The organism is Corallococcus sp. AB045 (genome assembly GCF_003668895.1).
In the GTDB taxonomy this organism is placed as follows: domain Bacteria; phylum Myxococcota; class Myxococcia; order Myxococcales; family Myxococcaceae; genus Corallococcus; species Corallococcus coralloides.
Genome location: NZ_RAWN01000261.1, coordinates 1 through 11,073 on the forward strand (window position 1 = coordinate 1; position 11,073 = coordinate 11,073).

Below are 11,073 nucleotides of genomic sequence, written 5' to 3' on the forward strand. Positions count from 1 at the left end.
GTTCGGGGGGTGGCGGTGGTCATCGGGAGCCTCGGGAGCTTGTGTCGGTGTTGGCGGCGGCCTGGCGGGCGAGGGCCCAGCGGAGCATCTGGGGCTTGAGCCAGAGGCGCGGGCGCCCGGCGCCCAGGTCGAGCACCGGACGGGGCATGTCCGGATAGCGACGCAGGTACGTGCTGACGCTGTTGGGGTGGCGCAGGCGCAACAGGCCCGCCACCTCCTGGGCGTCAATCAGGTCCTTCGTGTTCACCAGGGGGCACATGGGGCGTGTCTATACCCATAGACACGCGGGGATGCACGGTTTCCTTCCCGGACCGGGCATGGCCGGGTGCCTGCCCGCCAGGGTCCTGCCTGCTTCCGGACACGACAAAGCCCCGGGCTCCATGAGGGCACCCGGGGCTTCGGGACGACAGACGACGTCAGCTGGGGAGGACTACTCCGCCCACCAGGTCTCGGTCATCACGCTGAAGCCATTCACGGTGTCCACGTAGATGTGGACGGTGTTGCGGCTCCAGGGGTCGTTCTCGTAGGTGATGATGCAGCCCTTGAAGGAGCGGCCCTGGGTCAGCGCGTCCAGGTTCGCGAAGCCCGCGTCACGGACCGTGGCGGAGATCTTGGTATCACCGCCGACGTAGTTGAAGGCGCGCTGGACCTCGGCACGCACCTCGGCGGCGTCGGCCAGGTTCGGGCGGATGGCGGCGCCGTAGGGGACGCTGGTGGGCTCCAGGCCGAAACACGTCTTGTCATCGCGGTAGTAGTGGCCGGCGGACGCGATGTTCCACCAGTCGAAGTGGCGCAGGGTCGTAGCCCCGTAGGAGCCGTTGCTGGGGACGGCGTTGATGGCGGTGAAGAGCGCCTCCAGGGGACGGCTCAGGATGGCGGAGTTGCGGATGTTGCGGAAGCTCACCTCACCGATGCCCGCCGTGTCGGCGATCTGCTGCGCGGTGGTGAAGGGGCGCGTGTTGAGCAGGTTGACGGCGCCGTTCCACGCGTCCGGCAGGACGTCGTGCAGCTCCGAGTCGTCGATGCTGTTCACCAGCGCGACGATGGCGGCCTGGTCGTCACGGGAGATGGCGATGCCATCCAGGATGCCGACACAGTCCGCGTCGATGAAGTCCATCGTCCGGGCGCCACCCTCCAGCTGCTTGAGCCGGGTCGGGCCAACGAGCGGCACGGAGGACAGGTCCGCCAGCGACGTGAACGGCGCGGTGGCGCGGCGGTTCACGATGTTGGTGACCACGTTGCTGGGCAGGTAGCGGTCGAGCAGTGAGTACGACGCCGTGTTCGCGAACTCGAGGATGCCGGAGCACTCGATGGCCACGTCGACGTTCGTCGTCGTGAGGATGGGGGCCTGCTGCTGCTCGGCGGACGGGGTGGTGGAGCCGGACTCGGGGGTGGTTCCAGCTTCGGAACCGGCACCGCAACCCACGAGCATGCTCACGGCGAGAAGGGCTGAGCCAAGACGACGCATCAGGGACTCCTGAATGAGGGGGAGTGCTGCGATGAGACGCGGCTTAATACATCAAATCCGTCTGACACCACCGGCCGGATACGCGCCTTGTTCATGTCACATTTCAGTCACCGCCGACGTGTTCCGCTGGGAGCATTCCGCCCGGCTCCACGGGGCGAGACTTCCTGACGTAGGAACACACGGACCCAGGGTTGCCTCCGGCCTCCGGCCCCGGGTGACCTTCCAGGTCGAGTGGACTTCATGCGACCCTGTGAGTCCATGGGTCAGGAAGGGTCACAGGTGTTCCCGGGGGCGCTCCAGCCCGGCGCGGTGGTGGGGCGCTGGCGCGTGCAGGGGACGCTGGGGGTAGGAGGGTACGGCGCGGTCTACCGGGTGGAGCCGCTGGACGCGCCGGGGCGGAGCTTCGCGCTCAAGCTGTCGCTGCATCCGGACCCGGCCCGGGCGCTGCGGGAGATGGCGCTGCTGTTGGACCGGGCGTGGCATCCGAACGTGGTGCGGGTGCATGCCACGGGGCGGTGGCCGGATCCGGTGGAGGGGCTGCCGTACTTCGTCATGGACTGCGTGGAGGGGATGTCGCTCCACCTCTGGACGGAGACGGTCAACCCCACGTTCCGGCAGGTGGCGATGGTGGGGGGCTCGGTGGCGATGACGCTGGGGGTGCTGCATGCGCGAGGCGTGCTGCACCGCGACCTGAAGCCGGAGCACATCCTGATCCGCGCGAGGGAGCAGGTGCCGGTGCTCATCGACTTCGGGGCCGGGGACCAGACGGGGGCCGCGACGCTCACGACCACCACCCTGCCCCCGGGGACGCTGCACCTGCGCAGTCCGGAGGCCATCCGCTTCCAGCAGCGCCACTGGAGACAGCCGGAGCTGCGCTATCCGTACCAGGAGGCGGATGACCTGTATGCCCTGGGCGTGTGCCTGTACCGGGCTGTCACGGGGCACTACCCGTTCCCGCCGGAGCAGGAACCGGAGCTGCTGGCGGTGGCCATCACGGAGCGGCTGCCGCCGTCGCCCCGGGACATCAACCCCCAGGTGCCGGAGCCCCTGTCGAAGGCCATCCTGCGGCTCCTGGAGAAGGAGCCGGAGCAGCGGCCGCGCACGGGGGAGGCGGCGCACTCGGAGCTGATGCGAGGGCTGCTCTCCGGGGGCGCGGCGGCGTTCGAGGCGCACCTCTTCGATGAGATTCCGGGCACGCCGAATCAGATCCGCCGTCCGGCGTGGCCCGCGCAGCCGTACCTGAAGCCGGCGCCAAGGCCCCGGCCTGCTCCCGAACCAGTGGCACCGCGCAGGTTTCCGGCCTGGGGGTGGGTGGGAGTGGCGCTATGCCTGGGATTGTTGCTGGCGGGACCCGGGACCTGGGAGGTCCTGATTCGGGGCTGGACTCGACATACAACCCCAGAGGTCCCAGAGAGTGTTTCCGCCCCTGTTGGTCATAAACTGGCAAACCAATCGGACCGCCCGCACAGTGTTCCCGTCGTCGCCCCCGTGGCGGCGCAGAAAGAGGAACACGCTCCCGTGACGATAAAGCCCCCCGCCCCACCGTCTCCGAAACCCGGCCGTGCGCTCAAGGCCGCGACGATTGCGACCTGCATGGCGGGCATGGCCTGCGCCAGCGCTCCCCTGGTGGACCGGCCCACGCCTCCCGCCGAGGACTGTCCGGCGGATGCGTGGGCAGCCATGCAGGCGCTCAGGGTTGGCAGCATCCAGTGGTCCGCCAGATTTGACCCGAATACGCGCTCCGACTTCGTCACCGTCCGAGAGGGGCGTGCCGCTGTGTATACGCACGGCGGCGAGGGACGCGTGAGGGGCGGTTCCATGCTGACGGGTACGCTCTACGTCGGCTCCAAACGCGTCTACGGCCGTTTCACCCAACTGCGCCAGAACAAGACAGGTGAAACATTTCCCGTCTGTATCGAGCTCTGGTTCTTGTCCGACCGCACGCGGGGCGTTCCTCGCAGCGAAGGGGGAGACGAGAACACCGCCATTGTTCCCAACATGATGTCCGTGCGGGGAGTGATTCGATACGACGAATAGGAAGGCCCGTGCTCCTGTTCCTGCTTCCGTTCCTGGCAGCCGCGGATGGAGGGGTGTCCAACGATGACGCAGCCATTCCGCCTCCAGAGCAGGTCTGTGCTGACGTGGGTCTGTCGGCGATGCTCGCCGAGACGAGCCTGGATCAAAGGGGAGTCCAGACGTTGGAACTGAAGGGCCCCGAAACGGGTTTCTCGGGCGCGGAGTTCCAGTTCATGAGCTTCCGCTCCGCACGCCGGGTCGCGGTGCAACTGAGGTTCTCCGGGCGGACGCCCCTGTCTGGCAAAGCCGCCAAGGCGAGCCTCAGCGGTCCGAATCATCAAACCCTGAGGGTCGTGGAAGTGCTCGACGTGGTTCCCGAGTCTGGAACCGAGGCCACCCAGATCATCGTGGAAGCCGAAGCGCAGGCCCATGAAGCTCGCGGCGTCTACACGCTGGAGATCCAGGACGCGGAGGGCACGCGGCTACTCGTCCTGCCAGGGGTGCGGTTTCCGTCCATCTGAGCAACCCACGCGGGTCACGGCTCGACGGCCGCATAGGCCACTGTTTCCTCGAACGCCATGACGACGTTCATGGATTGAAGCCCCATCCGAAGCCTCAGTGAGAGGACGCGAAGGCGGAACCACGGGCAGAGGCCGCCCGCCGGAGGCGCTTCCCAGAAACCTGTCCGACTGTCGGACAGGTTTTCGCCGCCCGGGGCCCGAGCCCGTGAACCTGTCCGACTGTCGGACAGGTTTTCGCCGTCCGGGGCCGGAGGGCGCCCTCCTCCGTCAGGTGACGCGGACGGAAGGTGGGCCCACACGTCCATGTCAGACCCCTGTGGTTGGATGGCGATGCTGGGACGAGGAGGGGAATGGGGATGGGACGAGGCGGACTCGTGGCTTATGTGGAGGCGCAGCTCGAGCGCGATATCGCGCTCGGACGGGTGCATCCGAGCGGGCAGTTCGGCCCGGAAGCGAAGCTGGCGCGTCGCTTCAACGTGTGCCGGGGCACCCTCCGCGAAGCGCTGCGGCGACTGGCGGCACGAGGCCTGGTGGTGCAGCACCCTGGCCGCAGGACGCGCGCGGTGGCCATGGATGAGTCGCTGACGCTGGAGAACCTGGGGCTGGCGATGCATGACATGCGTTCGCCGAACGCACGGTGGCTCTTGGCGGGCTACTTCAGCCTCAGGCGGCAGGTATTGGTGGAGCTTCTGGCCGACTGCTGCGCGAAGGCCTCGGACCTCGACTTGGACCGGCTGAGGTACACGTGCTTCCAGCTCCAGGACGCGGCGCGCTGGGAGGATGGAACCTACTGCGCACAGGTGGAATTCGAGTTGTTACGGTTGGCGGCCCGGGTGGCGGATCGTCCCGGGCATGTGCTTCTCGTTCAGTCCCTGCATCGGGCCTTCCTGGGAGGAGCGGCCCGGCTACAGCCCTTCATGGGTGGCGAGGCGCTGCGTGAGTGGGCCCTCTGCGCCATGAGAGTTGTATCTGAGCGCGATACCCAGGCCCTCCAGCACGAGCTACCGGCGTTGCTCAAGGCGTGCGACGAGCGCGTGCTGAACGCCGTCGCCCCTGCTCCAAAGGAACCTGTGTCTCCCTCTCCCGAAGGCCACCACGAGCCAGCCACCAGGGACACCGAGGTGCTTGAGGTCTCTGCTCGCCCCGATGAGAAGGCCACCCCCGTGGAGTCCGACAGCGGGATGTCGCTGATTCCAGCGCTCCCGGAGCGCGTCCCATCCGAATCCGGTGGGACGTGCGCCGAGGCCGTGATGGGCACGGTCTTGGGAGGCGTGTCCGATGGTCGGGCAGGTTCTGGCGCCTCGTGTCCGGAGGATGGCCTCCAGCCCGAGGCCCCACCCGCTAGCAACCGTGAACGCACTCATGGGGTGAATCATCCAAGGGAGGGCGGACTGCTTCACGTGGGCCGGTGGGCTTCGCGCCTCTGGCGGTTGATTGCCCACTCCCTGGGTCTCCCTGCTTCGTGAGCGACGACGGTCCTACGGTTCCGCTGTCGGCGGGCTTCTGGCTACGGGCTCAGAAGCCCATCGACAGTGCGAGTTGCTCCGTGCGGTTCACGTCGTCCAGCACCTGCGCGAGCTTCTCGCGGACGGCCGCGGGGGCGTCCGGTCCCAGGAACAGCCGTAGCGTCGGGGAGCCTGCGTCCACTGCGTCCACGATGGCCTTCGCGGCCTTCACGGGGTCCCCGGGCTGCGTGCCGGCGGACTGCGCCACCCAGGCGCGCATGGGGCCCAGCGACTCCGCGTAGGCCGCCAGCTCTGGCATCGGCCGGTACGATGGGCCCAGCAGCTTCGTGCGGAACATGCCCGGATCCACGATGAGCACCTTCACTCCGAATGGCGCGACCTCCTTCGCCAGCGACTCGGACAGGCCCTCCAGCGCGTGCTTCGCCGCGCCGTACGCACCCGCGCCCGGGTATGAGACCAGCCCGGACACGCTCGATAGCTGCACGAGGGTGCCCATCCTCCGCTCCCGCATGTGCGGCAGCACCGCTCGCGTCATCGCGACCGCTCCGAAGAACAGCGGCTCGAATGCCGCTCGCAGCTCCGCGTCGCTCGTCTCCTCCACCGCTCCGAACAACGTGTAGCCCGCGTTGTTCACCAGCACGTCGATGGCCCCGAAGCGCTTCAGCGCCGCGGTGACGGACTCCTGCACCTGCTCCGCCTTCGTCACGTCCAGCCGGACCGCGAGCACCCGGTCCGGGGCCCTCGCCACCAGGTCCTCCAACGTGCGCGTGTCTCGCGCCGTCGCGACCACGCGCTCCCCCCTGGCGATGACCTCCTCCACGATGTTCCGGCCAAACCCAGACGACGACCCCGTGACGAACCAGACCTTGCCCTGTGCGTTCATGACTGCCTCCGTGGCCCATGAAGTACGCCCCGGGCCTCCGCTCCGAAACGCGTCGTCTCTGGATGCACTTTGTAGCTACGCTAAGGAATGCGCGACGACCTCTCCGGCCTCATGGCGTTCCTCGCGGTGGCTCGCAGACGCAGCTTCACCGCCGCCGCGTCGGAGATCGGGGTCACTCCTTCCGCGGTGAGCCAGAGCCTCCGCGCCCTGGAAGTGCGCGTCGGCGTGCGGCTCCTCCAACGAACCACCCGCAGCGTGGGACTCACCGAGGCCGGCTCGCGCTTCCTCTCGCGGCTCGAACCCGCGATGCACGGCGTGCAGGACGCCTTCGAGTCCCTGGGCGAGCTTCGCGACCGGCCCGCGGGGCTGCTGCGCCTGACCCTGCCCCGCTACGGCTACCAGGAGGTGCTTGGGCCCCGCCTCGCGGAGTTCCTCACCGCCCATCCCGACATCCGCGTGGACATCCATCTGGAAGACGCGCTCGTGGACATCGTCCAGCAGGGCTTCGACGCGGGCTTCCGCATCGGTGAGCTCGTGGACCGCGAGATGATTGCCATCCCCGTGAGCGGCGACATCGTCATGCACGTGGTGGGCTCGCCGTCGTACTTCGCGGCGCGCGGCAAGCCGAAGCACCCTCGCGACCTGCGCGACTACGACTGCATCAACTACCGCAGCCGGACCACCAGCGGGCTCCTCCGCTGGGGGCTGAGCGACGGCGCAAAGCGCATCGAGGTCGCCGTCGAGGGCCGCGTGGTGTTCGATGACTCGGAGCTGGTGCTGGACGCCGCCGTCGCAGGGCTGGGGCTCGCCTATGTCCCGGAGAGCCGCGTCCGGAAGCTGCTCGCGGAGAAGCGGCTCGTGCGTGTGCTCGAACCGTACTCCACCACCCTCCCCGGCTTCTTCCTCTACTACCCGAGCCGCGCCCAGGTGGCTCCCAAGCTCAAGGCGCTCATCGACTTCTTCAAGCTGAAGCGGCGGCGCTGATCACGCCCGGCGGCGACAACCACGGGGCCGCCAGCGCTTCGGCTGCCTCCAACAAGCGCAGGCGCCGGACGTCCTCCGGGAACGGTGCCACCGTGCTCCGGGGAAGCGCGTCGTACGCGCGCCCGTCCAGCACGCGCCCGGCCGCCGCCTTGTGCTTGCCGCCCCACTGCTTGAAGAAGAAGGCCACGCCCGCCGCGTCACACTGCTCGCGCACCGAGCGCACCCACTCCGGGTCCAGCGGCCTCGCCTTCGCGCCGCTCTCGCCTCCGACAATCACGCCGTCGATGCCGGTGAAGTCCACCGGGCCCAGGTCCTCCAGGAGCGGCTCGATGGACAGGAAGCGCACCCGCGCGGGCGCCGCTTGCAGGTGCTTCACTCGCGGCAGGCCGTACTTGCGGTCCTCCACGCTCACTCCCCACCAGACGTTCGGCAGCCTCGCCGCGAACGCGAGCCGCGTGGACAACAGCCGCTGCATCCGCTCCGCGCGCTTCGTCAGCACCTGGAACGTGTGCCAGTCCGCCAGCGCCATCACCCGCGCCACCGTCTCGATGTACGCCTCCGGGACGTCGTCCAGGAACAGGTCGCTCATCGAGTTCACGAACACGCGCTTGGACGCCTTCCAGCGCAGCGGCTCGGCGAGCTTCCCCGGAATCAGCTTCAGGTCGAAGCCCTGCTCATACGGGTGCCCCGGCACGCCCCGGAACCGCTCCGCGAACGTCTCCGCGTAGCAGTGCTTGCACCCCGGGCTCAGCTTCACGCAGCCGCGCACCGGGTTCCACGTCGCATCCGTCCACTCGATCTTGGAGTTGTCAGCCATGGCGTCCGGAGGGAACACCCGGCCCGCCTGCCTCCATCCCCTACTTCACGGGAGGCGGCTCCACGGGCAGCGTCTGCGCCCGCTTCTCCACGGCGCGCAGCGTGTCCACCACCGCGTCGTTCTGCCCCAGGCTTGCCAGGAACCCGGGGACGGAACCCGCGGGGTCCACCGTGAACTTGTAGACGACCCAGGACCTGCCCTCGCCCTTCGGCTCCACCGTCCAGCTGCCCTCGTTCAGCCGCAGGCGCACCACGTCCCGCCGGGCGGGGAACGCGTCCGGCTCCGCCTTCCAGCGCTGCTGGTACACGCCCGTCCCGTCCGGCGCGACCTTCGACTCCGTCACCACGTGGCAGATGTAGTCGCGCGAGGACACCACCGGCAGGTCCAGCCGCGTGTACGTGAGCCGCCCGCCGTCGTCCGTGGGCCGCACCACCCGCGACTCCTTCACGTACGGCATGAAGAGCCGGTACGAGCCCTGGTCCTCCAGCACCGTCTGGATTTGCAGGGCGCTCGCCTTGAGCTCCCCTTCCGCCCAGATGTCCTTCGCCTTCGTCCCCGGGCGGGGCCGCACCTTGATCACGAAGGGCGTCTTCGCCACCGTCTCCCACTCCTCCGCCCCCGCAACGCCCGCCGCCAGCACCACCGCCAGGGCCAGGCCCCAGCGCCGCGTCATTCCCGACATGTGTCTGCCCTTTGGTTCCGCGCGTGCCCGGCCCTTCGCGGCGCTTGCGTCACCTGTATCCCATTTTCCCGACACCCGGACGCCCCGGGCCTGCCCACGGGGCGACTCGGGCACACGGGCCGCTCGACTTTGCGAGCAAGCCTTGGCAAGCCTTGCTCCCATGGCTCCTCACTTCTCCGGTCCCCCACCCGAACGCGGTCTGTTCTGCAACCGCACCCTCAACATGCGCGCCATCAAGGCCGTGGGCTACGACATGGACTACACGCTCATCCACTACCGCGTGGAAGCGTGGGAACGCCGTGCCTACGAATACATTCGCGACCGTCTGGTGGAGCAGGGCTGGCCCGTGGCCGACCTGACCTTCGACCCGATGCTCGCCATCCGCGGCCTCATCATCGACACCGCCAAGGGCAACCTGCTCAAGGCCAACCGCTTCGGCTTCGTGAAGAAGGCCCTGCACGGCAGCCGCCCCATGGACTTCGAGTCCCAGCGCGAGGCCTATACCCGCACCGTCATCGACCTGGCGGACCGGCGCTGGGTGTTCCTCAACACCCTGTTCTCCCTCTCCGAGGCCTGCATCTACGCGCAGCTCGTGGACCGCCTGGACGCCGGACAGCTTCCCGGCCCCATGGGCTACGCGGACCTCTACGAGCACGTGCGCAAGAACCTGGACGCCACGCACATGCAGGGGCGCCTCAAGGCGGAAATCATCGCGGACCCCGAACGCTACGTCATCGACGACCCGGAGACGCCGCTCGCGCTGCTGGACCAGAAGAACGCCGGCAAGAAGGTGCTGCTCATCACCAACAGCGAGTGGGCCTACACCGAGCCCATGATGCACTTCGCCTTCGACCGGCACCTGCCCGAGGGCATGACCTGGCGCCAGCTCTTCGACGTGGTCATCGTCAGCGCGCGCAAGCCCGAGTTCTTCACCACGCGCTCCACCCTCTTCGAGGTGGTGGAAGCCAACGGCGAGGCGCTGCTGCGGCCGCACTCCGGGCCGCTCGACAAGTCCAAGCCTTACTTCGGCGGCAGCGCGCTGGAGCTGGAGCGGCACCTGGGCCTGTCCGGCGACGAAATCCTCTACGTGGGCGACCACATGTTCGGCGACGTGCACGTCAGCAAGAACGTGCTGCGCTGGCGCACCGCGCTCATCCTGCGCGAACTGGAGGACGAGGTGCGCGCCATCGCCGCATTCCGCGCCACCGAGGTGCGCATTGGCGAGCGCATGCTCAAGAAGGAGCGCCTGGAGGCGGAGAGCTGCCAGGTGCGCCTGGATCTCCAGCGGCGGCGCCACCAGTACGGCCCCCGCTCGGACGTCGCGGAGGGCGAGCTGGTGACGCGGCTCTCGGAGCTGCGCGCGGAGCTGGAGGCGCTGGACGCGGAGCTGGGCCCCATGGCCCGCGCGGCCGGTGAGCTGTCCAACCCGCACTGGGGCCTGCTCACCCGCGCCGGCAACGACAAGAGCCACCTGGCGCGGCAGGTGGAGCGCTACGCGGACATCTACACGTCGCGCGTGAGCAACTTCCTCTTCGCCACGCCGTTCGTCTACCTGCGCAGCCCGCGCGGCAGCCTCCCGCACGACCCCAGCATCCCTGGCGGCACCCCGGTGTTCACCACCGGGGACGGCGCGGGCAGCGGCCCCGCGGAGTAGCACCAGGGCCCCAAGGCGCCTCGCGACTACTGCGTGAGGCGCCAGAGGGCCTGCAGGTCCGCGGGCAGGTTGCTGGCCACCTTGTCCGCCTCGCCTTCCGAAATCTGGTCCTGGAAGGCGCGCAGCACCGCGCGGACCACCAGCTCCGCCTGGTCCACCGGCATCTGGAGGTCCTCCGCCACGGACGCCATCAGCTCCTCGCGACCGAAGCGGTGGGGGTGCCGGGGGCGTTCCTCCGGCGGCGGCAGGAACTCCACCAGCAGCCTGGGCAGCTGGGACTCCAGATTCCGCGCTCCGTTGGGCATGAGCCTGCGCTCCAGCGCGCTCAGCACCGACACGGCGGCGGACTCCGCGAGCGCGGGAGGCAGGGCACTCAAGTCGCAGACGTGGTGGATGAACGCCGCGTAGGTGGCGCGCACGTGGGCTTCGTGCCGCCGCGCGTGGCGTTCCTGCTTCTCGGTTTCGGTTTCATGGGCCTGGGCCATGGGCACACCTTGGGCGAAGGGGGACGGGACCTCCTGGAAGGTGGGCACCGGAACGCCGGTCCGCGCCCGGCAGGCAGGCGGGCCCCACCCCCTGGCG

Annotated in this window: 11 protein-coding genes; 5 read left to right on the forward strand and 6 right to left on the reverse strand. The window is 68.9% G+C overall.

The window, feature by feature from the left end:
• Window positions 1-19: 19 nt before the first annotated feature.
• Window positions 20-259, reverse strand: a complete 240-nt coding sequence (locus tag D7Y21_RS37070) for a hypothetical protein (protein ID WP_120566972.1) — start codon at window positions 257-259, stop codon at window positions 20-22.
• A 171-nt stretch (window positions 260-430) separates the two neighbouring features.
• Window positions 431-1,468 carry a helix-hairpin-helix domain-containing protein gene (locus tag D7Y21_RS37075; RefSeq protein WP_121718208.1) on the reverse strand — a complete coding sequence of 346 codons (1,038 nt, stop codon included), beginning with the start codon at window positions 1,466-1,468 and terminating at the stop codon, window positions 431-433.
• A 240-nt stretch (window positions 1,469-1,708) separates the two neighbouring features.
• On the opposite strand from D7Y21_RS37075, the gene D7Y21_RS37080 reads away from it, so the two are divergent.
• The 3 genes from D7Y21_RS37080 to D7Y21_RS37090 all read left to right on the forward strand — a co-directional run bounded on the left by D7Y21_RS37080 (window position 1,709) and on the right by D7Y21_RS37090 (window position 5,471).
• On the forward strand, window positions 1,709-3,505 hold the full coding sequence (locus D7Y21_RS37080) for a serine/threonine-protein kinase (protein ID WP_121718209.1): 1,797 nt from the start codon (window positions 1,709-1,711) through the stop codon (window positions 3,503-3,505).
• An 8-nt stretch (window positions 3,506-3,513) separates the two neighbouring features.
• Complete coding sequence (locus D7Y21_RS37085; protein WP_120566969.1) at window positions 3,514-4,005, forward strand: DUF2381 family protein; 492 nt, start codon at window positions 3,514-3,516, stop codon at window positions 4,003-4,005.
• 350 nt (window positions 4,006-4,355) lie between these two features.
• Window positions 4,356-5,471: a FadR/GntR family transcriptional regulator gene (locus D7Y21_RS37090; RefSeq protein ID WP_199724621.1), complete on the forward strand. Its 1,116-nt coding sequence runs from the start codon at window positions 4,356-4,358 to the stop codon at window positions 5,469-5,471.
• 49 nt (window positions 5,472-5,520) lie between these two features.
• On the opposite strand, the gene D7Y21_RS37095 is transcribed toward D7Y21_RS37090, so the two are convergent.
• The gene (locus D7Y21_RS37095) at window positions 5,521-6,354 is read right to left on the reverse strand and encodes an oxidoreductase (protein WP_121718210.1); all 834 of its coding nucleotides are present in this window, start codon (window positions 6,352-6,354) and stop codon (window positions 5,521-5,523) included.
• Between the two features lie 87 nt (window positions 6,355-6,441).
• On the opposite strand from D7Y21_RS37095, the gene D7Y21_RS37100 reads away from it, so the two are divergent.
• On the forward strand, window positions 6,442-7,338 hold the full coding sequence (locus tag D7Y21_RS37100; RefSeq protein ID WP_121718211.1) for a LysR family transcriptional regulator: 897 nt from the start codon (window positions 6,442-6,444) through the stop codon (window positions 7,336-7,338).
• Here D7Y21_RS37100 and D7Y21_RS37105 read toward each other — a convergent pair.
• Together D7Y21_RS37105 and D7Y21_RS37110 are read right to left on the reverse strand one after the other, a co-directional pair.
• The gene (locus D7Y21_RS37105) at window positions 7,316-8,155 is read right to left on the reverse strand and encodes a DUF5131 family protein (RefSeq protein ID WP_121718215.1); all 840 of its coding nucleotides are present in this window, start codon (window positions 8,153-8,155) and stop codon (window positions 7,316-7,318) included. The genes D7Y21_RS37100 and D7Y21_RS37105 overlap by 23 nt on opposite strands.
• Window positions 8,156-8,195: 40 nt before the next feature.
• Window positions 8,196-8,837 carry an SRPBCC family protein gene (locus tag D7Y21_RS37110; protein ID WP_121718212.1) on the reverse strand — a complete coding sequence of 214 codons (642 nt, stop codon included), beginning with the start codon at window positions 8,835-8,837 and terminating at the stop codon, window positions 8,196-8,198.
• A gap of 160 nt (window positions 8,838-8,997) precedes the next feature.
• On the opposite strand from D7Y21_RS37110, the gene D7Y21_RS37115 reads away from it, so the two are divergent.
• A complete protein-coding gene (locus D7Y21_RS37115; protein ID WP_121718213.1) occupies window positions 8,998-10,491 on the forward strand; it encodes an HAD-IG family 5'-nucleotidase in 1,494 nt (497 codons plus the stop codon).
• A 26-nt stretch (window positions 10,492-10,517) separates the two neighbouring features.
• Here D7Y21_RS37115 and D7Y21_RS37120 read toward each other — a convergent pair.
• A partial coding sequence (locus D7Y21_RS37120; RefSeq protein ID WP_233612437.1) for a DUF2267 domain-containing protein occupies window positions 10,518-11,073 on the reverse strand: 556 nt, incomplete at its 5' end.